At 70.0% G+C, this 23621-nt stretch carries 1 protein-coding gene; it reads right to left on the bottom strand.

Annotated elements, in window-relative coordinates:
- Nucleotides 1–30: 30 nt before the first annotated feature.
- A complete protein-coding gene (locus LV79_RS10115) occupies nucleotides 31–23598 on the bottom strand; it encodes a type I polyketide synthase (protein ID WP_253834423.1) in 23568 nt (7855 codons plus the stop codon).
- Nucleotides 23599–23621: the final 23 nt, after the last annotated feature.

Here is a 23621-nt window from a genome sequence, read left to right as displayed (position 1 = left end):
ACGCCGGGGGCTGGCGGGAGGCTCACCGGGTCACGCACCCGGATTGTCTAAAGCGGACTGGATGAGGGCGTCGACGTCCATCAGGTCGATGTCCGAACTGTCCACACTGTCCGTGGTGGACGGTTCGGGGACCACCCGAAGCAGGTCGAGGATTCCCGCCGCGCGGAGCCGGTCGAGCGGGATCTCGGCCAGCGCGCGGCGGATCTCGGCTTCCTCCGGGTCAGGCCGGGCGAGGGAGTGGGTGGCCGGAGGGAGCGATTCATGGTCGAAGGCCAGTTCGTCGGCGAGGTGGTCGGCGAGCGCCACCGGTGTCGGGTAGTCGAAGACGAGGCCCGTAGGGAGGTCGAGCCCGGTGGCCTCGGCGAGCTTGGTTCGCACGCGCACCGCGGTGAGGGAGTCAAAGCCCAGATCAGCGAAGCTGGCGCGCGCGGACACAGCTGAGGTCGACGTGTGCCCGAGCACTTCCGCGGCGGCTCGGCGGACCAGGTCGAGCAACGCGCGTTGACGCTCGGCCGGGGTCGCGGTGGACAAGCGGGTGGCGAAGTCGGTGAGCCCGCCCGCGTCGGTCGGGGCTGATTGGAACGCCGCCAACAGCGGACTGGGTCGGGTCGCGGTGAAGGTGGGCAGGAACCGGTCCCAGTCGACGTCCGCGATGACGACCTGGGTCTCGTTGGCCGCCAAGGCCTCCCCGAGCGCGGCGACGGCGCGGGCGGGAGACATCGGCGTCAGACCTCGTTCACGCAGGTAGGACTCGGCGTCGCCCGAGGCGAGACCACCGTCGGCCCAGGGACCCCACGACACAGCGGTCGCCTTCTGCCCCCGGGCGCGGCGTCGAGCGGCGAGGGCGTCGAGCGCGGCGTTCGCGGCGGCATAGGCAGCCTGCCCGCCGCTGCCCCACACGCCCGCGATGGACGAGAACAGGACCAAGTGCGCGTCGGGGAGGAGTTCGTCGAGATGGCGAGCACCATCCACTTTGGCGCGTTGGGTCGTGGCGAGGTCATCGAGATCGGCGATCGGGGTGGTTCCCGCGACCCCCGCGGCGTGCACGACCACGGTCGGCTGGTACTCGGCGACCAAGGCGGCCAACGCGTCCCGGTCGGCTGCGTCGCAGGCAACCACGTCGACGCGGACGCCCAGCTCGGACACCAGTGCGGCGACACCTGGCGCGTCCGGGCCGCGACGGCTGGTGAGCACCAGGTGGGTGGCGCCGCGGCGGACGAGCCAGCGGGCGACGTGCGCGGCGAGGGCGCCGGTACCGCCGGTGATCAGGACCGGGCCGTCGGGGGTCCACCGGGTTCCGGCGGGCTTCGGCGCGCGGACCAAGCGGCGAGCGAGCACTCGGCCGTCGCGGAGGGTGAGCTGGTCTTCGTTGCCGGACAGGGGAAGCGTGGTGGGGTCGCCGTCGATGTCGATGAGTCCGCCCCAGCGGCGTTCGAGACCGGCGACCCGGCCGAGACCCCAGACCCGTGCTTGGTCAGGGTCGGTGCGGGCGTCACGGGTGGCGGCCCAGACGGGTGCGACGGGGTTTGCCTTGAGTACAGAGAGGACGGTCTCGGCCGCGCTCGGCAGGACCAGGATTCCGTCGGCCGGGGTGTCGGCTACCTGGTCGACGCGGACCTCGGTGACGTCGGCCGTCTTGCGGAGTGCCTGGACGATGGCGGGATCGTTGTCACCGACGACGAGCCAGTGGCCAGTCGCGGGTTCTGGGGCGACCTCGGTCCAGTCGACCCGGTAGCGCCAGTCTTCGGCCGTCGTGGGCTCGGCAGTGAGCCAGAAGTGGGTGCGGTCGAACGGGTAGGTGGGGAGGACCGCGCGCGGCCCATCACCGAGGACGGCGGTCCAGTTCACGGATGCCCCGCGGACGTGGGCCGAGGCCAGGGCAGTGATCGCGGTGGTCGGCTCGTCCTGCCCGGCCCTCAGCATGGGCGCGCCGCTCCCGACCAGGGCCGACAGCACGCCGTCCGGGCCCAACTCCAGGAAGGTCGCGTCCGCGAGGCCAGCCACGGCGTCGGCGAATCGGACGGTTTCGCGGACCTGCCTGACCCAGTACTCCGGCGTCCTCGGGTCCCCGGTCGACGTGCTGGTCAGCGGGATTGTGGGATTGTTGAACGATAGCCCGCGCGCGACCTTCGCGAACTCCGCCAGCATGGGGTCCATCAGGTGGCTGTGGAACGCGTGCGACACCACCAGCGACTTCACCTGACGAGATTGTTCAACAAACCTACGTTTCAACAGTTCAACAATCCTACGATCCCCCGATAGGACAAGTGAACGATCCGAGTTCACCGCGGCGAGGTCGACGCCCGCAGGAAGGCCCTCGGGGAACTCGGCGGCCAAGTCAGCTTCGGAGATCTCCACGGCCAGCATGGCGCCACCGGAGGGCAGGGCCTGCATGAGGCGGGCCCGCGCGGCGACCAGGGTGCAGGCGTCGTCGAGGGAAAGGATCCCGGCGACGTGGGCGGCGGCTAGTTCGCCGATGGAGTGGCCGACCAGGACGTCAGGTCGCACGCCCCAGGACTCCAGGAGCCGGAACAGGGCCACCTGGAGGGCGAAGATCGCGGGCTGGGCATTTCCGGTCTCGTCGATCGCGCCGTCGTCGAAGGGGATCCGGGTGCGGACGGCGTCGAAGGCCTTGGCGAAAGCGGGGTAGACACGGAGGTCTTGCCCCATGCCTGCCCGCTGCGAACCCTGGCCGGTGAACAGGAACACGAGGCGGCCGGGGCTTGCGATGCCGGTGGCGACGAGTGGGGCTTGAGGGTCGAGCAGGACGGCGCGGTGCGGGAGGTCGGCGCGGGTCGCCGCCAGGGCTCGGGCAACCTCGACCTGGGGCGCGTCGACGGTACGGACGAGGGCTACCTGGGCGTCCAAGGCGGCCGGGGTGGCTGCGGAGACGACCAGTGGGATCACCGCAGGCGTGGGGTCTGCCGGGGTGGGCCGTTTGGCGTGGGCGGGGGCTTCCTCGATGATCGTGTGCACGTTGGTGCCGCTGACGCCGAAGGACGAGATACCCGCGCGGCGCGGACGATCGCCGCGCACCCAGGGACGCGACTCGGTCAGCAAGGAGACCGCGCCGGACTCCCAGTCGATGTGCTCGGAGGGTGTGTCGGCGTGCAGAGTTCGCGGCAGGACTTCGTGTTGCAGCGCTTGGACCATCTTGATGATCCCGGCCACGCCTGCCGCGGCCTGGGTGTGGCCAATGTTGGACTTGAGGGATCCCAGCCACAGCGGGTCGACGCGGTCTTGGCCGTAGGTGGCGAGGAGGGCTTGCGCCTCGATGGGATCGCCTAGCACCGTTCCGGTTCCGTGGGCCTCCACAGCGTCCACATCGGACGATTGGAGCCCCGCCGACCGCAGGGCCGCGCGGATCACCCGTTGCTGGGACGGGCCGTTCGGGGCGGTCAGGCCGTTGGACGCGCCGTCCTGGTTGACGGCGGAGCCGCGCACGACGGCCAGCACCTGGTGGCCGTTGGCCAAGGCGTCCGAGAGCCGCTCGACCAGCAGGACACCGACGCCCTCGGACCACCCGGTGCCGTCGGCGTCGGCGGAGAACGACTTGCAGCGACCATCCGCCGCCAGCCCGCCTTGCCGCGAGAACTCGGTGAACATCCCAGGGGTGGCCATCACCGCGACGCCGCCGACGAGGGCCAACGAGCACTCGCCGGACCGCAGTGCCTTGGCGGCCCAATGCAGCGCCACCAGGCTGCTGGAGCACGCGGTGTCCACAGTGACCGCTGGGCCTTCGAGGCCGAAGAAGTACGCCAGCCGACCGGACGCCACGCTGGTCGCGGTGCCGGTCATCTGGTGCCCCTCAACCTCGGACGACCGCACCGCCGCCCCGTACAGCGACGCCGCGGCCCCGATGAACACGCCTGCGTCCGTCCCGGCCAGCGATGTCGGGTCAATGCCAGCGCGCTCGAAGACCTCCCAGGCCGCCTCAAGCAACAACCTCTGCTGCGGATCCATCGCCAACGCCTCCCGCGGCGAAATCCCAAAGAGCGCAGCGTCAAACTCACCCGCCCCCAACACAAAGCCACCACGGTCGGTATCACTGGTGCCGGTCTCCGGATGAAGCAACTCATCCAGATCCCACCCCCGATCCCCCGGGAACGCCGCCACCGCATCGCCTCCGTCAACCACCATCTGCCACAACTCTTCCGGCGACTCAATGCCTCCGGGGAACCGACAGCTCATCGCCACAATCGCGATCGGCTCATCCACCGGCGTCCGCACAATTCCTGCTCCGGTGCCAGGTAGTCCGACGAGGGTTGGGTTGTCGAAAGCATCCTCGGAGCCGATCACATCGGCGGTGGCATCGAGGTGGGCGGCGAGAGCAGCGGGGGTCGGGTAGTCGAAGACGAGGGTGGCGGGAAGGCGCTGCCCGGTGGCGGTCGTGAGGCGGTTTCGAAGCTCGACGGCGGTGAGGGAGTCGAAACCTAGTTCGGTGAAAGGCCGAGTCGGGTCGACTCTGTCCGGAGTGGAGTGACCTAGGACCGCAGCGACCTCAGCTCGGACGATGGCGAGTGACGGCTCGGAGCCGTAGACCTTGGCATCCAGGCGTGCCGGAGGGGCGGGTTTCCTGGGGGTGGGAACGAAGCCGCGGAGGAGTGGTGGGGCGTCGGTGGTGAGGTGGGTGGGGTTTAGGGCGGCGGCGATGAGGTGGGGGTGGCCGTGATGGAGGGCGGTGTTGAAGAGGTTCAGGCCGTCGGTGTCGGAGAGGGGAGTGCCTAGGCGGGTGGCGCGGGCGCGGGCGGTGGGGTCGAGGTGGCTGCTCAAGGTGCTGGCGCGGTCCCACAAGCCCCAGGCGATCGACACCGTGGGAAGGCCTCGGGCGGAACGGTGGTGGGCGACGGCGTCGAGGACGGCGTTGGCGGCGGCGTAGTTGCCCTGACCAGGCGTGCCGAGAGTCGCGGCAACCGAGGAGTACAGCACCAGCAACGCGTCGCCCGCCAACTCCGCCAGGTGCAGCGCGCCTTCGGACTTGGCCGACACCGACCGAAGCCGGTCCGGAGTGAGCGACTGCACCAAGCCGTCGTCAGTGGTGCCAGCCGCGTGGATGACAGCGGTCACGTCGGGGAGGCTATCGACAAGCCGGGCCACCGAAGCACGGTCAGCCACATCGCAGGCCACGTGCCGCACAGCCGCGCCAAGATCCGGCCCCACCCCGCTCCTGCTGGCCAACACAACTTCGCCGACCCCGTGCTCGGCGACGAGATGCTGAGCGAGCAACGTCCCAAGTGCACCGTTACCACCGGTGATCAGCACAGTCCCATGTGGAGCGATTCCCTGCGGCACCACCAGCACGTTCTTGCCGACATGAACACCATGCGCGACGAAGCGGAACGCGGCTGACGCGTTGCGCACATCCCAGGCTCGGACCGGCGGCAACGAAAGCGCGCCTCCAGCGAAAAGCCCCATGACCTCAGCAAGCATCTCCCGCAAGCGCTCAGGACCGGCGTCCCACAGGTCGAACGCGCGGTACCCGGCGATCCCGGTGCGCAGGTCGGCCTTGCCCATCTCCAAGAACCGCCCGCCCGACCGCAATAACCCGGCCGAAGCGTCGATGAACGGACCCGCCAGCGCGTTGAGCACGACGTCGACCTCGGGGAACTTCGCCGCGAACCCCAGGTCCCGCGACGACGCGAGGTGGGCGTCATCAAGCCCGGTCGCACCCCACTTAGCCGGGCTGGCCGTGCCGAAGACCTCAGCGCCGAGGTGCCGCGCGATCTGCACAGCCGCGCCACCCACACCACCGGCGGCCGCGTGGATCAACACCCGCTCACCAGCCGCCAGTCCACCGAGGTCGACCAGCGCGTAGTACGCCGTGAGGTACGCCATCGGAACAGCAGCAGCCTCGGCGAACGACCAACCGTCCGGAATGGACGCGAGCAACCGCCGGTCCACGACGACGCTGGGCGCGAACCCGCCACCGACGAGACCGAACACCCGATCGCCGACCCGCAGGTCAGTGACCCCAGCCCCAACCTCCGTGACGATCCCAGCACCCTCCGAGCCAAGGTCGGCCCGCGACGGATACGTGCCCAGAGTGATCAGCACGTCCCGGAAGTTGACCCCAGCAGCGCGAACCGACACCCGGACCTCACCAGGCTCCAGCCCGACAAGCGGCACCTCCACGGCCCGCAGATAGGAAAGGGTGCTCCCGCCGGGAACCAAGCGCCACGGGCCATCCGGCAACGTGATCATCGGTCGAGCGCGCACGAGTCGCGGCAGATACGCGGCCCCGGCGCGCACAGCAACCTGCGGCTCGCCAGCAATGACGACCGGCTCACCGTCCGTGTCGACGAGTACGAACCGATCCGGGTGCTCCGACTGCGCCGAGCGGACCAAACCCCAGATAGCCGCGGACGCCGGGTCAGCGATCGTGTCCGACGGAACCGCCGCGACCGCGCCCTCTGTCACCACAGCCAGCGTCCCGGCGTCTCGGTTCAGCCAATCCAGGATCGCCGCGAGCGCTTCCTCCACAGTAGAGGGTCGGCACACGTTGTCCGGCCGAATCCCCGCCAAGTCAGTGGGCTGCCACTCGATCTCGAACAGGCTGCCCGCCCGAGGAGCCACGGCAGGCCGAAGGGTCAGCGACTCGATCGTGATGACCGGGCGGCCGTCCAGGTCCTCCGCGTGCATCCGCACGGTGTCGCGACCGGTCGGAACGATACGAACGACAAGCCGAGACGCACCAGCCGAATGCAGCGTGACGCCACTGAGAACGAATGGAACCCGAGCCGGGCCACCAGGTTCAGCCGCCGCGACAGCCTGGATAGCCGCGTCGAGCAACGCCGGGTGCACCCCAAAGCGCGCGCCATCCTCGATCGCGACGGACGCCCGGATCTCGCTGTGCAGCAACCACTCCGACTCGCTGGCACACTCCATAAGTCGTACGGCAGCAAGAGCTTGGAACGCAGGCCCGTAGACAAGGCCAGCCTCAGCCAGGGCCGGGTAGTGGTCAGCGAGGTCGACTTCTGCCCCGTCCGCCGCAGGGATCGCAGCTGGTGTCGACGGCGCGGTGAGCGTCGCCGACGCGTGGTGAACCCAGTCACCATCGCCCAGGCGGGCGTGGAGCGTGACGATCGTGCCGTCGAGCGCCAGCTGCAGCTCGGTCGGACCTTCCAGGGCGAGCGGGGCGTGCAAGGTCAACTCGTCAACAGCAGGCGTCGCGGTGGTCGCGGCCGCGTGCAGGACGAGGTCCAGGACAGCGGTCCCGGGAACGATCACCGTGCCGTGGACGCGGTGGTCAGCGAGCCAGGGGTGGGTGGCCGTGGAGATGACTCCGGTGAACAACGTCCGCGTGCCAGCCGCCGGAGCGATGGTGGCCGCGAGCAGGGGGTGATCCGCCGAGCGGAGGCCCGCGGGCTTGGTCGCCGTGACCCGCTGCCAGTAGCGCTCACCCTGGAAGGGATACGTCGGCAGGTCAACGAGTTTCCCGCCCCAAGGGGCGAACACCGCCGACCAATCAAGATCGGCACCGGTGGTGAACGCGTGCGCTACCGCCGCCATGGCCGTCTCGACGTCATCCCGGTCCCGTCGCAGCACCGGAACCCCAGCGTCGACCAGCGCCGACAGGACACCGTCCGGCCCCAACTCCACGAACGCCGTCGGTCCCGCGACACCCGCGACCGCACCGGCGAACCGCACCGTCTCCCGGACCTGCCGCACCCAGTACCCCGGCGTACTCGGATCCCCACTCGACGTACTCACCACCGGAATCACCGGCTGGCTGAACGACAACCCCCGAACGACCCGCGCGAACTCATCCAGCATCGGATCCATCAGGTGCGAGTGGAACGCGTGCGACACCGCCAACGACTTCACCCGCCGAGATTGTTCAACAAACCCACGTTCCAACAATTCAACAATCCCACGATCCCCTGATAGGACAAGTGAACGATCCGAGTTCACCGCCGCCAAATCCACCCCAACCGGCAGGCCATCCGGGAACTCCACCGCCAACTCGGCCTCGGAGATCTCCACAGCCAGCATCGCCCCACCCGACGGCAGCGCCTGCATCAGGCGAGCCCGAGCCGACACCAGAGTGCACGCGTCGTCCAGCGACAGAATGCCCGCGACGTGCGCGGCAGCAACCTCACCGATCGAATGCCCCACAAGCACATCGGGACGCAGCCCCCACGACTCCAACAACCGGAACAACGCCACCTGGAGGGCGAAGATCGCGGGCTGGGCGTTCCCCGTCTCATCAATGGCCGCGTCATCGAACGGAACCCGCGCGCGCACAGCATCGAAGGCCTCAGCGAAGACAGGGAACACCCGCAGGCCAGCTCCCATACCCGCACGCTGCGAACCCTGGCCGGTGAACAAGAACCCCAGCCCCCGCGTGCTTCCGGTGATGGTCCGATCACCCAGCAACACCGCCCGGTGCGGCAAAGCAGCCCGCGCCGCCAACGTGTGCGCGACGTCGACCCTGTCAGCGTCAACCGAGCTCAAGCGCGTCACCTGAGCAGCCAGCGCAGACGCCGAGTGACCCGAAACCGGCCACGGCACAGCAACGGGAGCAGGGATGCCTCGCGTTACCGCCGGTGCGCCCGGTGCCTCGCCGATGATCACGTGCGCGTTGGTCCCGCTGATCCCGAAGGCCGAGACACCCGCCCGGCGGGTCCGCTCACCCACGGGCCAGGGCCGTGCGGCGGCAAGCAGTTCGATGGAACCAGTCGACCAGTCAACGTGCGTAGTCGGCGTGTCCGCGTGCAGGGACGCGGGCAGGGTCTCGTGCCGCAGCGCCAGCACCGTCTTGATCACGCCCGCGGCACCGGCCGCCGCCTGGGTGTGCCCGATGTTCGACTTGACCGACCCCAGCCACAACGGCTCCGACCGGTCACGCCCGTAGGTCGCCAGCAGCGCCTCAGCCTCGATCGGATCACCCAGCGTGGTTCCCGTTCCGTGCGCTTCCACGACGTCCACGTCGGATGACCGGAGACCCGCGGACGCAAGAGCGGCACGGATAACGCGTTGCTGCGACGGGCCATTCGGCGCGGTCAGCCCGTTCGAAGCACCGTCAGAGTTCACCGCTGAGCCTTCGAGCACTGCCAACACCGGGTGTCCGTTGCGGCGAGCGTCCGATAGCCGCTCCACCAGCAGGACGCCAACGCCCTCGCCCCACGCGGTGCCGTCCGCAGCCTCAGAGAACGGCTTGCACCGCCCGTCCGCCGCGAGCCCGCGCTGCCTGCTGAACTCGATGAAAGCGCCCGGTGTCGCCATGATCGTCACACCGGCGGCCACCGCGAGCCCGCACTCCCCGTTGCGCACCGCTTGTGCTGCCAGGTGCAGAGCCACCAACGCCGACGAACAGGCAGTGTCCACAGTGAGCGCCGGGCCTTCCAGCCCGAACACGTACGCCACTCGCCCCGACATCACACTCGCGGCGCCACCCGTGGCGACATGCCCCTCGGGCACATCGACCGCGAGCGTGAGCCGGGTGTAGTCCTGCCCGTTCGTGCCCGCGAACACGCCGGTCCGACTTCCCCGCAGCGACCTCGGGTCGATGCCCGCGCGCTCGAAGACCTCCCAGGTCGCCTCCAGCAGCACCCGCTGCTGGGGGTCCATCGCCACGGCCTCGCGCGGTGAGATCCCGAACAGGTCGGCGTCGAACCGCGCCGGGTCGACCAGGAACGCACCTCGGTCCACATAGGAAGTTCCCGGGTTACCCGGGTCCGGGTTCACCAGGTTGGCGAGGTCCCACCCGCGGTCGGCCGGGAACGGCCCCGTGGCGTCCCGCTCACTGACGAGCGCGTCCCACAGGTCTTCGGGGGTATCGATACCACCCGGGAACCGGCAGGCCATGGCCACGATGGCGATCGGGTCGTCCACCGGCACTGCCGCGACGTGCTCGTCCACAGTGGATCCGCCAGCGAGGAAGGCGGCGAGCGCTGCGGGCGTCGGGTAGTCGAAGACAAGGCCAGCGGGAAGCGCCACTCCAGTCGCCTCGGCCAACCGGTCCCGCAGTTCGACGGAGGTCAGCGAGTCGAACCCGAGGTCGGCGAACGCCCGCTCAGCGGCGATGACGTCGACGGAGTCGTGCCCCAGCACCGCGGCGGCCTCGGTGCGGACCAACACCACCAGGTCCTTGCGAACCGCGACCGGACGAACCTGCGGCTCGATCACAGGGATGAAGTCTGTCAACAGTGGACTGGGACGTCCCGCCGTGAAGGTGCCGGTGAAGCGAGGCCAGTCGACGTCGGCGATGGTGACGGCGGTGGTCGGGTGGTCGAGTGCCTGGGCGAGAGCGGCGAGGGCGTAGTCGGGCCGCATGGGCCGCAGGCCGCGACGACGCAGGTAGTCCTCCGCGCCGTCCGTGGTGAGCATGCCCGCACCAGCCCACGGCCCCCACGCCACACTGGTGACCGGCAAACCCAATCCGCGCCTGTTTTCGGCGAGCCCGTCGAGTGCGGCGTTCGCGGCGGAGTACGCGGCTTGCCCGCCCGCGCCCCACGTCCCGGCGATGGAGGAGAACAGCACGAGGTGGGCGTCCGGGGCGAGTTCGTGCAGGTTGACCGCGCCGGTGACCTTCGCGCGCGCCACATCGGCGAGCCGCTCTGGGGTGGTCTCGACCAGCGGTGCCGCGTCGATGACCCCAGCGGTGTGGATGATCGCGTCGACCGGGTGCTCGGCGAGCACGGCCGCGAGCGCCTCGCGATCAGTCACGTCACACGCGACAACCGTGGCTCGGAGGTCGTTGGCCCCGGGTGCGCCCGGTCCACTGCGGCTGACAAGGACGATCTTGTCGACCCCACGCGCGGTGAGCCAGCGCGTGACGTGTCCACCAAGGGCACCTGTACCACCGGTGACCAGCACGGACTTCGGGCGCCACGGCTCGGCGGCGGAGAGCGCGGCCCGGCGGAGCCTGCGCGCGAAGGCGCCATCGGGGCGGATCGCGACCTGATCCTCATCCCCGGCTAGGGAAGCGCGGAACAGGGTGGCTGTGTGGTCGTCCAGGACGGGTGGGAGGTCGATGCTCCCGCGCCAGTGCGGGAGTTCCAGCGCGGCGACCCGACTGAGGCCCCAGGTAGCGGCGCCATCGACGCTGCCGAGCGCGTCCCTGGTGATCACCCACACCGGCAACTCGGCGTCCACAACGGACAGCACATCCGCCGGTGAGTCGGCCAAGCGGAGGATGCCGGTCGCCTCGGCGAGATCGTCGCAGGTCGTGACCGCCGCCGCGATGTCGTCGGGAACCTGGCCGATCACGAACCACCGGCCGTCACCGGGGTCAGTCGAGGCGGGCAGCGGTTCCCACTCGGCCGAGTAGCGCCAGCTCTCGATGGCGGGGAGGCGGTCGGCGCCGAGCCAGTAGTGCTTGCGCTGGAACGGGTAGACGGGGAGGTCGATCTTGCGGCCGCCGCGGAGGAGGGCACTCCAGTCGACGTCAATGCCGTGGACGTGGAGGGTCGCCACAGCGCGGACCAGCGAGTCCGGTTCCGGCTGTCCCGCCCGCAACCCGGCCGCGAACACCCCGTCGCCGCTCTCCCGCGCCAGAGCGGTCAGTACCCCGTCTGGGCCGAGCTCCAGGAACCTGGTCACCCCGAGACCGCGCGCGCCCTTGACCGCGTCCGCGAACCTGACGGTCTCCCGGACCTGCCGCACCCAGTACTCCGGCGTGCTCGGGTCCCCAGTCGACGTGCCCACTACCGGAATCCGCGGCTGGTTGAACGACAGACCCCGCACGACCTGCGCGAACTCGTCCAGCATCGGGTCCATCAGATGCGAGTGGAACGCGTGCGACACCGCCAGCGACTTCACCCGCCGCGATTGTTCAACAAACCTATGTTCCAACTGTTCAACAATCCTACGATCCCCCGATAGGACAAGTGAACGATCGGAGTTCACCGCAGCGAGGTCAATGCCTGCCGGGAGGCCATCGGGGAACTCGGCTGCGAGGTCGGGCTCGGCGATCTCAACGGCCAGCATGGCGCCGCCGGAGGGCAGGGCCTGCATGAGGCGAGCGCGGGCCGCCACCAAGGTGCACGCGTCGTCCAGGGACAGGATCCCGGCGACGTGCGCGGCGGCCAACTCGCCGATGGAGTGGCCGACCAAGGCGTCCGGTCGGACACCCCAGGACTCGACCAAGCGGAACAGGGCGACCTCGAGCGCGAACAACGCGACCTGGGCGTTGCCGGTCTGGTCAATGGCCTCGTCGGAGAACGGCGCACGGGCCACGACCTCGTCGAACGCCGCCGCGAACACCGGGAACACCCGCAGCGCCTGGCCCATGCCCGAGCGCTGCGACCCCTGACCGGTGAACAGGACCGCCAGCCGACCGGGCGCGGCGATCCCCGTCACCAGCCCAGGCGCCTCGACCCCCTCAGCCAGACCCATCAACGCAGAGCTGTCGAGCGCGATGGCTCGATGGTCCAATGTGGCCCGCGTGGTCACCAACGAGTGCGCCACGTCCAGCGGTTCAGCGTCAACCTGCAGCAGGTCAGCGGCCCGAGCACGCAACGCCACAGCACTCCGAGCCGACAGCACCAGTGGCACCACCGGCGTTGACTCCCGCTCGGGCTCGGCGGCGACCTCAGGCTGGACCGACTCGACGATCACGTGCGCGTTGGTGCCACTGATCCCGAACGACGAGACACCAGCCCGGCGAGGGCGGTCGACCGATGGCCAAGGCTGCTCTTGCGCCAGCAGCCGGACATCGCCAGCAGCCCAGTCCACATGCGACGATGGCGTATCGACGTGCAGGGTCCTGGGCAACACCCCGTGCCGCATGGCCTGGATGGTCTTGATCAGCCCGGCCAGCCCGGACGCGGCCTGGGTGTGCCCGATGTTGGACTTCACCGACCCCAGCCACAGCGGCCGCTCCCGGTGCTGCCCGTAGGTGGCCAGCAAAGCCTGGGCCTCGATCGGATCACCGAGCCGAGTGCCGGTCCCGTGACCCTCCACAACGTCTACTTCGGACGCGGCGATCCCGGCATCGGCGAGCGCGTCCCGGATCACCCGCTGCTGCGCGGGACCGTTGGGTGCCGTCAAGCCGTTCGAAGCGCCGTCGGAGTTGACCGCCGATCCACGAACCGCCGCCAGCACGGTGTGGCCCTTGGCGAGTGCGTCCGACAGTCGCTCGACGATGACAACCGCGACGCCCTCGGACCAGCCGGTGCCATCAGCGGCCTCCGCGTACGCCTTGCACCGGCCGTCCGGCGCGAGCCCGCCCTGCTTGGCGAACTCACCGAACCCGGCAGGGCTCGGCATGACCGTCACGCCGCCGACGATCGCAAAGTCGCACTCGTTGTGCCGCAACGCGCGTGCCGCGAGGTGCAACGCCACCAGGCCACTGGAACACGCAGTGTCCACAGTGAGCGCCGGACCTTCGAGCCCCAAGGTGTACGCGACGCGACCGGAGATCACGCTGGTCGCCGTCCCCGTGATCAGGTGGCCCGCGCCCTCCGCCGAGTCCTGCGCGAACCCGTACCCCGAGCCGGAAGCGCCGACGAAGACGCCACCTCGCGTCCCCCGGACCGTGCCCGCGTCGATCCCCGCTCGCTCGACCGCTTCCCAACTGGCTTCGAGCAGCACCCGCTGCTGGGGGTCCATCGCCACGGCTTCCCGCGGCGAGATCCCGAACAGCTCGGCGTCGAACCCGCTGGCGTCGTGCACGAACCCGCCGACCAGCGGGAAGTCGGCGCCGCTGAGGTCCCACCCCCGGTCGACCGGGAACGCACCAACACCGTCCCGGCCTTCGACGACCATGTCCCACAGCTCGTCCGGCGAGGTGACCCCGCCCGGGAGCCTGCACGCCATGCCCACGACGACGATCGGGTCGTCACCGCTGACATCGCGCCTGATGACCGTGACCTCAGGGGCTGGCGATCCGACCCGCTCCAGCAGGTGGTCGGCAAGGGCGATCGCCGTCGGGTGGTCGTAGATCAGGGTCGACGGCAGGGCGAAGCCGACCGCCGCGGTGAGGCGGTTGCGGAAGTCGACCGCGGTGAGCGAGTCGAAGCCCAAGTCGAGGAAGGTCGCCGACGGGTCGACGGCGTCGCGGTAGCCGAGCACGCTGCCGACGGTCGTGGTCACCAGGTCCAGAACCGAGCGCTTCCCCTCCACAGTGGACATCGCGGCCACCTTTGCCGCGAACTCGGTGTTGTCGGTCGTCGGCGTGGGCGCGGCGAACTCGGCCAGCAGGGGGCTCGGGCGGGCGGAGGTGAAGGCCGCCAAGAAGGTAGGCCAGTCGACGTCCGCGACGACGTGGGTGGGGTGCGGGCTGGCGATAGCGGCGTCCATCGCGGCCAGGGCTCGGGCGGGGCTCAACGGGCGTAGACCACGGCGCTGGAGGTATGCGGCGGCCTCACCAGCGGCCATGCCAGCGTCGGCCCAGGGACCCCAGGCAATCGATGTCGTGGGAAGGCCTGCGGCGGCGCGGTGCTCGGCGAGGGTATCGAGGTCGGCGTTCGCGGCGGCGTAGGCGGCCTGGCCACCGCTTCCCCACACCCCGGCGATCGAGGAGAACAGGACGAGGTGGGCCTCAGGTGCCAGCTCGTGCAGAAGCCAAGCCGCGTCAGCCTTGGGGCGCAGCACGGTGGCGAGTCGATCTGGGATGAGGTCAGCCAGCGGGGCGTCCTCGCCGACACCGGCGGCATGCACGACAGCCGCCACCAGGTGCGTCGCGAGCAACGCGGACAAGGCGTCCCGGTCGGTGACGTCGCAGGTCACGACCTCGGCAGGCAGGTCGGCGGCTCCCGGCGCGGCAAGTCCGGTGCGGCTGGCGACCACAACGCGGACGCCCCGGGCCGCGAGGTGCCGGACCACCTGGGCGCCAAGTGCCCCGGTGCCGCCGGTGACCAGGACCGTCCCTTGTGGATGCCACGTCGCGGCTGCGGTGTCGGCCTTGGTGAGTCGACGGGCGAACACCCCGTCTGGCCGGATGGACACCTGGTCCTGCGCCCCGCCGAGAACCGCCGCCAACCGTCGAATCGCCTGGTCGTCCAGGGTCTCCGGCAGGTCGATGAGGCCGCCCCAGCGCTGCGGGTGTTCGAGGGCGGCGACCCGGCCGAGGCCCCAGATCTGGGCGGTGGCCCGGGTGTCGCCGCGGGTGATCACCCAGAGCGGGACGGGAGTGTCGTTGAGCAGGGCGGGGATGTCAGCAATGTCTGGTTCGACCACCGCGCCGGTCGCTGCTGTCAGATCGTCGGTGATCGTCAGGCCTGCCGCGCGGAGTGGGGCCTGGAGGTCGCTGGGGACGAGCCACACGCCGTCGACGGGCTTCGGGTCGATCTCAGCCCAGGTGACGCGGTAGTTGTCCAACGGGGGGACGGTGGGCGTGTGCTGCAGCCAGAACCGCTCGCGCTGGAACGGGTAGGTCGGCAGCGCGGCCCGGCCACCAGCGGGAATGAGCGCGGCGAGGTCGAGACTGGCGCCGCGTGCGTGGGCTCCGGTGACAGCGGAGAGCACGGTGTCAACCTCACCTCGGCCTGCCCGCAGAGTCGGGATGCCGTGTTCGACCAACGCCGACAGCACGCCGTCCGGCCCGAGTTCGACGTGGGTGTCCGCCCCCGCCGTGCGCACCGCGTCGGCGAACCTGACCGTGCCGCGGACCTGCCTGACCCAGTACTCCGGCGTGCTCGGATCCCCGGTCGACGTGCTCACCAGCGGGATCACCGCAGTGGCGAACGCGAGTCCATTCAGCACCTGCTCGAACTCGGCCAGCATCGGGCCCATCAGGTGCGAGTGGAACGCGTGCGACACCGCCAGCGACTTCACCCGCCGCGATTGTTCAACAAAACTACGTTCCAACAGTTCAACAATCCTACGATCCCCCGATAGGACAAGTGAACGATCGGAATTCACCGCCGCCAGATCGACCCCGACCGGCAAGCCGTCCGGGAACCCCACCGCCAGTTCGGCCTCGGAGATCTCGACCGCCAGCATGGCGCCACCAGCCGGGAGCGCCTGCATCAGCCGGGCCCTCGCCGAGACCAGGGTGCAGGCGTCATCGAGGGACAAGATCCCCGCGACGTGGGCAGCGGCCACCTCGCCGATGGAGTGACCAATCAAGACATCAGGGTGGACGCCCCAGGACTCCAGCAACCGGAACAGCGCCACTTGGAGGGCGAAGATCGCGGGCTGGGCATTGCCCGTCTCGTCGATGGCCGCGTCATCGAACGGAAGCCGGGCGCGCACGGCGTCGAAGGTGTCGGCGAACACCGGGAACACCCGCAGTTCAGACCCCATACCCGCACGTTGCGCACCCTGGCCGGTGAACAGGAACGCGACCTCACCAGCGGCCACTGCGGGCACGGCGGAGGTCAGGCCGTCGACCACGTCGGCCGGGGTGGTCGCGGCGAAGGCGACGCGGTGCGGGTGGCGGGCGCGGGTGGCGAGTTCACGGGCCAGGTCGACCGGTTTGATCGAGTCGACACGCTCCCGCACCTGGTCCAGCCGGGCGGCGAGTGCCTGGGGCGAGTGACCACTGACCACGATCGGCACCGGGTGCCCTGGCTCAACGGTCGCGGGCTCATCGACCAGCGGGGCCTCTTCGATGATCGTGTGCACGTTCGTGCCGCTGACCCCGAAGGACGAGATCCCGGCCCGACGCGGCCGATCCCCACGGGCCCACGGTCGCGACTCCGTCAGCAGGGACACCGAGCCTGACGCCCAGTCGACGTGCGGAGACGGAACGTCGGCGTGCAGGGTCGGCGGCAGCACCCCGTGCCGCAGCGCCTGCACCATCTTGATGATCCCGGCGACACCAGCCGCCGCTTGGGCGTGCCCGATGTTCGACTTCAGCGACCCCAACCACAGCGGGTCGACCCGGGCCTGCCCGTAGGTCGCCAGCAACGCCTGGGCCTCAATGGGGTCACCGAGCACAGTGCCGGTTCCATGGGCCTCAACCGCGTCCACATCGGACGATGCCAACCCCGCTGCCGTCAAAGCCGATCGGATCACCCGCTGTTGCGAGGGACCATTGGGTGCGGTCAAGCCGTTCGACGCGCCGTCCTGGTTCACTGCCGACCCGCGCACGACTGCCAAGACGCTATGACCACGGGCGACCGCGTCCGACAGGCGTTCCACCACCAGCACGCCAACGCCCTCGGACCACCCGGTCCCGTCAGCCTCGGCCGAGAACGACTTGCACCGGCCGTCCGCCGACAACCCGCGCTGGCGGGAGAACTCGGTGAAGATGCCCGGACCCACCATGACCGTCACGCCACCGGCCACAGCCATCGAGCACTCGCCCGACCGCAGCGCCTGGGTAGCCAAGTGCAGTGCCACCAGCGACGACGAACACGCGGTGTCCACAGTGACCGCTGGACCCTCAAGTCCGAAGAAGTACGCCAACCGGCCCGACGCCACGCTGGTCGAGCTGCCGGTCAGGAAGTGCCCCTCAACCCCCTCCGGCAACGCGATTCCCACGCCATAGCCGGAATGCGCGACCCCGACGAAAACACCGGTCTGGGACCCGCGCACGGTGTTGGGGTCGATCCCGGCATCCTCGAACGCCGCCCAAGTGGACTCCAGCAGCAGCCGTTGCTGCGGGTCCATCGCGGTCGCTTCCCGGGGCGACACCCCGAACAGCCGCGCGTCGAAACCGGAAACGTCGTCCAGGAACCCGCCTGCCTGGGCGTATGTCGTGCCCACCACGTCGGCGTCCGGGTTGTAGAGCGCGCCGAGGTCCCAGCCGCGATCGGTCGGGAACGGGCCGATGCCCTCGCGACCCTGCACGACGAGGTCCCACAGGTCGTCCGGGGTGTCGACGCCGCCCGGGAATCGGCAGGCCATGCCGACGATCGCGATCGGCTCGTCCGTCGACTGCCGCCGCTCGACCACAGCCGCACGTCGTTCCTGCTTGGGAAGCAAGGAGACCAGGTGGTCGACGAGCGCGGTGGGCGTCGGGTAGTCGAAGATCGCGGTGGCCGGGAGGCGCAGGCCAGTCGCGGTGTTGAGCCGGTTGCGGAACTCGACGGCGGTGAGCGAGTCGAAGCCCATTTCCTTGAACGGGCGGCCGGTGTCGGTCGTCGTGTGGCCGAGGACGGCGGTGATCTCGGCGCGCACGGTCGTGAGCAGCGCGCGACCCGCCTCAGCAGGTCCGAGGGTGCGCAGGTGGTCGACCGAGCCGGCACGTACCGCGCGACGGGGTGCCTGCACAAGTCCGCGCAGCAGAGCCGGAACAGGGGCAAGCTTGCGCGCGGTCGCCGGGTCGTACGCGAGGGTGACCAGGTGCGATCGGCCGTCGCGCTGGGCGGCGTCAAACAGGGCCAAGCCTTGTGCCTCGGTGAGGGCCGGTCCGACGCGGGTCGCGCGGGCGAGGTCGACGGTGTCGAGCGATCCGCTGATGGCACTGGCGGTCGCCCACAGGCCCCAGGACATCGACACAGCGGGCAGGCCCCGGAACCGGCGGCGGACTGCGACAGCGTCCAAGACCGCGTTCGCGGCGGCGTAGTTCGCCTGCCCTGGCGAGCCGAAGACCGATGACGCCGACGAATACAGAGCGAACAGCGGGACGTCACCGACCAGCTCGTCCAGCACCGTGGCGCCAGTCGCCTTCGGGGCCAACACAACAGCGACCCGATCCGGTGTAAGCGAGTCGATGATGCCGTCGTCGGCGATGCCAGCGGCGTGGATGACACCGGTGAGATCCGGGATCCCAGCGAGGAGTTCGGCCACGGCGTCACGGTCGCCCATGTCGCAGGCGACGATCCGCGCTCCGGGCACGTCACCCGTGCCGCTGCGGTTGGTGAGGACGAACTTCGTGACCCCGTACTCGGCAGCCAGGTGGTCGGCGATGATCCGCCCAAGCACGCCGGTACCGCCGGTGATGAGGACCGTCCCCTGTGGATCAACTGGCCGTGGGATGGTGAGCACGTTCTTGCCGATGTGCTTTCCCTGACCCACGAACCGGAAGGCCGCCTGCGCTTCCCGCACGTCCCAGGCCCGCCACGGCAGCACCGTGAACACGTCGCGCGCGAACAGGTCCAGCACCTCGACGAGCATCTCCTGGAGGCGGTCCGGCCCGGCCTCGCTCAAGTCGAACGCGCGGTAGCCCGGGAGTCCGTTGCGCAGATCGGCCTTGCCCATCTCGATGAACCGGCCGCCCTCGGCGAGCATTCCCACGGAGGCGTCGATGAACTCGCCCGCCAAGGCGTTGAGCACGACATCGACGGTCGGGAACTTGGTCGCGAACCCGAGGTCCCGCGACGACGCGAGGTGTTCGTCGTCGAGTCCCGTCGCGTGCCACTTCCCGGCACTCGCGGTCCCGAAGACCTCGGCGCCCAGATACCGCGCGACCTGCACGGCCGCCATGCCGACCCCACCGGCGGCAGCGTGGACGAGCACCCGCTCCCCTCGCCGCAGGCCCGCGAGGTCGACCAGGCTGTAGTAGGCGGTGAGGAATGCCATCGGGACGGTCGCGGCCTCGGCGAACGTCCAGCCGTCCGGCATCCGCGCGACCATCCGCCGGTCGACCACGACCGACGGGCCGAAACCTCCAACGAACAGGCCGAATACGCGATCGCCTGGCTTCAAGTCCACATCGGACCCGACGGCAGTCACCACACCCGCGCCCTCGGAGCCGAGCAGCGCGCGTTCCGGGTACTGGCCGAGGGTGATGAGGACGTCACGGAAGTTGACGCCGGTCGCCCGGACCGCGATCTGGACTTCGCCGGGGCCGGGAGCGTCCACTGTGATGGGTGCCAGGGTTAGCGCGTCGAGGGAGTCGCCGCTCGGGTCTAGGCGCCAGGTCGGGGTAGTGGGCAGCGGGAGCAGGCCGGTCGCACGGGCCAGCCTGGGTGCGTATACCTCACCACCGCGCACGGCGAGTTGTGGCTCGTCCAGGTCGAGCAAGGACGCGATGAGGTCGTCCGTTGGCTCGTTGTCCGAGTCGAGAAGCAGGAGGCGGCCGGGGTGTTCGGACTGGGCCGATCGGACCAGGCCACCGACTGCGGCGCCTGCCAGGTCTGCGATCTCGTCGCCCGGTAGCGCTGCGACTGCGTTCCGTGTGTGCAGGACGAGGATTGATGCGGCGAACCGGTCGTCGGCGAGCCAGGCCTGGAGCCCGGCGAGCACATCGACCACAGTGGACTGGACATCACCCGAAGGAATCTGCCACAGCGCGGCGTCGGCGGAGGTCCAGTCCTCGGGGTTGCCGCGCGTGACCGACTTGGCGGATTCCGCGACCGACACCTGCGTCCAGTCGACGGCGAACAGGTCCGCGTCGCGTTGGGCGGGCCTGCGCAGGGTCAGCGTGGTGATCGTGATGACCGGAGCGCCCGCGGGATCGGTGGCAACCAAGGAGTAGGTGTCGGTCCCCGTGGTCTTGATGGCGACGCGGAGGCCGGTCGCTCCGGTGGCGTGGAGGGTTACGCCAGACCAGGCGAACGGGAGGCCTGCCTTGGCGGGATCGAGGCCGGTCGGGTGGAGGGCGGCGTCGAGCAGCGCGGGGTGCAGGCCGAAGCGGGTGGCGTCGCGGTGCGCGGACTCGGGGAGTGCGACCTCGGCGTAGTACGCGCCGTCGGTCCGCCAGGCAGCGCGGAGGCCTTGGAAGAGGGGGCCGTAGCCAAATCCGTTGTCCGCGGCCGCTGCGTAGAAGGTGTCTAGGTCGACCGGCTCGCCTGCTGGTGGCCATTCCAGTGAGGACGATGTGGCGGCCTGGGACAGCCGTCCTTCGGCGTGCCGGGTCCAGTCCGATCCATCCACACTGGAATGGATCTCGACCGACCTTGTGCCGTCATCGGCCAGCGGCAAAACGCTGACCTGGATGCGAACAGCGTTTGCCAGTGGCAGCGGGGCAGAGATGGTCAGGTCGTCCAGGACGGGATTGCCGACCTGGTCACCCGCGTGCAGGGCCAGTTCGACGAAGGCGGTGCCGGGGACGAGCACGTCACCCTGGATCTGGTGGTCGGTGAGCCAGCCGTGCGTGGTCGGGCTGAGGCGGCCGGTGAACAGGTGTCCGCCATCCGGTTGGGGAGCGGCAGCACCCAGCATCGGGTGCTCGGCGGTGACCAGACCAGCGGCGGTGACGTCAGCGCGGGCGGAGGGGCGCGGCCAGTAGCGAACGCGCTCGAAGGGGTAGGTCGGCAGGTCGATCCTGTTGCCGCCAGGCAGAAGCGCGGCCCAGTCGACGCGCGAACCGAGGGTGTGGACGCGGCCGAGGGCGTGCAGCAGCGAGACCTGGTCGTCCCGTCCTGATCGGACCACGGGGACCGCACCATCATCGACTAGGGCGCTGAGGATGCCGTCCGGACCCAACTCCAGGAACCGGTTGGCGCCTCGTCTGCGGACCTCGCTCACGGCCGGGGCGAAGCGGACCGTCTCGCGGACCTGGCGGACCCAGTACTCCGGCGTACTCGGGTCGCCGGTCGACGTGCTCACCACGGGAATGGCCGGGGCGGCGAAGGTGAGCCGGTCGACCACCCGCCGGAACTCGTCCAGCACGGGGTCCATCAGGTGGCTGTGGAAGGCGTGCGACACCGCCAGGGCCTTCACCCGCCGGTCAGCGAACCGGTGTTTCACGAGGTCGACGGCCTCTTGGTCGCCCGAGAGCACAACCGACCGATCCGAGTTGACCGCCGCAAGGTCTACACCCGTAGGGAGACCGCCGGGAAACTCGCGGAGCAGGTCAGCCTCGGAGATCTCGACGGCCAGCATGGCACCGCCGGTGGGGAGGGCCTGCATGAGCCGAGCCCTCGCGCCAACCAGGGCGCAGGCGTCCTCCAGCGAGAGGATCCCGGCGACATGCGCGGCGGCGACCTCACCGATGGAGTGGCCGAGCAACAGATCCGGCCGGACACCGAGCGACTCCAGAAGGCGGAACAGCCCTACCTGCAAGGCAAACAACGCAGGCTGGGCATTCCCGGTCTGCTCCAGGTCCGCCTCGTCAAACCCCAACCGAGCACTGATCTCGTCGACAGCGGCCCGATAGACCTCGAACGAGCGCAGCCCCGCACCCATCCCCGCCCGCTGCGAGCCTTGCCCGGTGAACAGAAACGCCAACTTGCCCGGCGTCTCAACCCCGAACTCAGCAGACGCGGGCACGCCACCGGCGGCAATCTCAGCCAACGCCGCATCAGCACTCGCCGCATCCCTGGCAACGACAACCGCACGATAGGCCAGCGCCGCCCGCGTCGTGGCCAGCGAAAACGCCGTATCGAGCAAGCCGGATACGCGCAATGCTGCTGCTTGGGCGCGGAGGGCTTCCTCGGTGCGGCCGGAGAGCAGCAGTGGTACGGCGCTGGGGTCGGTGGCCGTCGGGAGCGGTTCTGGTTCTGGGGCTTGCTCGAGGATCGTGTGGGCGTTGGTTCCGCTGACGCCGAAGGAGGAGATTGCGGCGCGGCGGGGGCGGTCGAGGGTGGGCCATAGGCGGTTCGTCGTGAGGGGTGAGACGGCGCCGGTGGACCAGTTCACCTGGGGCGTTGGGGTGTCTGCGTGGAGGGTGGCGGGGAGGATGCCGTGGCGTAGGGCCATGACGGCCTTGATGATGCCTGCGACACCGGCGGCGGCCTGGGTGTGGCCGATGTTGGACTTCACCGAGCCCAGCCACAGCGGTTCGGTGCGGTCGCGGCCGTAGGTGGCCAGCAGCGCCTCGGCTTCGATCGGGTCCCCGAGTCGGGTGCCGGTTCCGTGCGCCTCCAGCAGGTCCACATCAGACGGAGCGAGGCCCGCGTCGGCCAGCGCCGCCCGAATCACCCGCTGCTGCGCAGGACCATTCGGCGCAGTCAGCCCATTGGACGCACCGTCCTGATTGACCGCACTCCCCCGCACCACGGCCAGGATCCGATGCCCTGCGGCGAGTGCGTCAGACAGCTTCGCCACCACCAGGACGCCAACGCCCTCGCCCCAGCCGGTTCCGTCCGCGCCAGCACCGAACGCCTTGCACCGCCCGTCCGGTGCGAGCGCGCGCTGGCGGCTGAACTCGATGAACGCCGCCGGGGTCGCCATGACGGTCACACCGCCGACCAGCGCCAGCCGGCACTCGCCCGCCTTCAGCGACTGGATGGCCAGGTGCAGCGCGACCAGCGAGGACGAGCAGGCCGTGTCCACAGTGACTGCCGGACCCTCAAGCCCGAACGAGTACGCAATCCGTCCAGAAAGGACGCTAGCGGCGCTACCCGTGGCCAGATAGCCCTCCGCGGCCTCAGGGTCAGCGGCGATCACACTGGCGTAGTCCTGACCGTTGGTGCCAGCGAAGACACCGACCGACTCACCCCGCAGCGACGTCGGATCAATGCCCGCGTGCTCCAACGCCTCCCAGCACGCCTGCAACAGCAACCGCTGCTGCGGGTCCATCGCGGTCGCCTCACGCGGTGACACCCCGAACAGCCCGGCGTCGAATTCCGTGGCGCTGTCCAGGAAGCCGCCGGTGCGGCCGTAGCTGGTGCCGACGGTGTCAGGGTCGGGGTCGTACAGCGAGTCCAGGTCCCAGCCGCGGTCACCGGGGAACGGGCCGATGGCGTCACGGCCCTCGCTGACCAGCCGCCACAGGTCGTCGGGTGACTCGACGCCGCCGGGGAACCGGCAGCTCATCGCCACGATCGCGATCGGCTCGGCCGCCCGCTCCTCCGCCTCACGCAGCTTGCGCCGCGCGACCCGCAGCTCGCCGGTGACGAACTTGAGGTTCTCGAGCAGCTTCTTCTCATCCGCCATGATCAGCGACTCCCAGCCACGAG

This window comes from Actinokineospora globicatena, assembly GCF_024171945.1.
In the GTDB taxonomy this organism is placed as follows: domain Bacteria; phylum Actinomycetota; class Actinomycetes; order Mycobacteriales; family Pseudonocardiaceae; genus Actinokineospora; species Actinokineospora globicatena.
Note: the sequence above shows the minus strand (reverse complement) of the source record. Positions and strands in the feature narration are given on the sequence as shown.